This window comes from Bacillus xiamenensis, from assembly GCF_000300535.1.
Classification (GTDB): domain Bacteria; phylum Bacillota; class Bacilli; order Bacillales; family Bacillaceae; genus Bacillus; species Bacillus xiamenensis.
This window is the reverse complement of record NZ_AMSH01000126.1, coordinates 1-787: the sequence shown is the minus strand read 5'-3', so window position 1 is coordinate 787 and position 787 is coordinate 1. Positions and strand designations below refer to the sequence as shown.

Here is a 787-nt window from a genome sequence, read left to right as displayed (position 1 = left end):
CTGGCAGTGCTTTAAGATCGACTTTGCCATTTGCCGTCATGGGGAATTGGTCTAGCTTTATGATCCATGATGGCACCATGTATTCTGGTAATGTGCGTTTTAGGCTTTCTTTCAGGGCTGTCGTTTCTTCATCCGTCATAACGTAAGCGATAAGGGCATCTTGATCGCTGGCATCTTGGACTGTTGTCACGACTGCCTCTTTTACAGAATCTATCGCAAGGAGCTGCGCTTCTATTTCCGACAGCTCAATACGGAAGCCTCGGATGTTGACCTGATGGTCTTTTCTGCCGAGATAGATCAGCTCGCCATCCTCTGTCCATTTCACCAAGTCGCCTGTGCGGTACATGCGCTCTCCTGGATGAAATGGATCTGGGACAAATCGTTTGTCCGTTTCCTCGGGGAGATTCCAGTAGCCTCTGGCCAGTCCTTTCCCCGCAATGACAAGCTCACCCGGTACGCCTGGCGGCGAGAGATCATATAACGAACCCATGATGTAAAAACGGCTATTGGCAATCGCTGTTCCGATAGGAAGCGTGCCTTGATGCGGATCAATGATCCCGCTGGTCGCCACGACCGTATATTCAGTCGGCCCGTAGTTATTCACTAGTTTGTATGAAACGGGCTTCACCTGTTTCAGCTTATCTCCGCCTGTCAGTAAGTAACGGAGAGACTGATTGTCCATCGACATAAACTGCTCACATAGCTGCGTTGGCAGGAACGCAATGGTAATGCCTTCGTCATTGAAATACGTATTGAGCTTGATCATATCGAGACGGATCGCTTCGTC

At 49.6% G+C, this 787-nt stretch carries 1 protein-coding gene; it reads right to left on the bottom strand.

Annotation, left to right across the window (positions count from 1 at the left end):
* Window positions 1-787: AMP-binding protein (locus BA1_RS18270; protein ID WP_008362342.1), on the bottom strand; the 787-nt coding region annotated here is incomplete at both ends.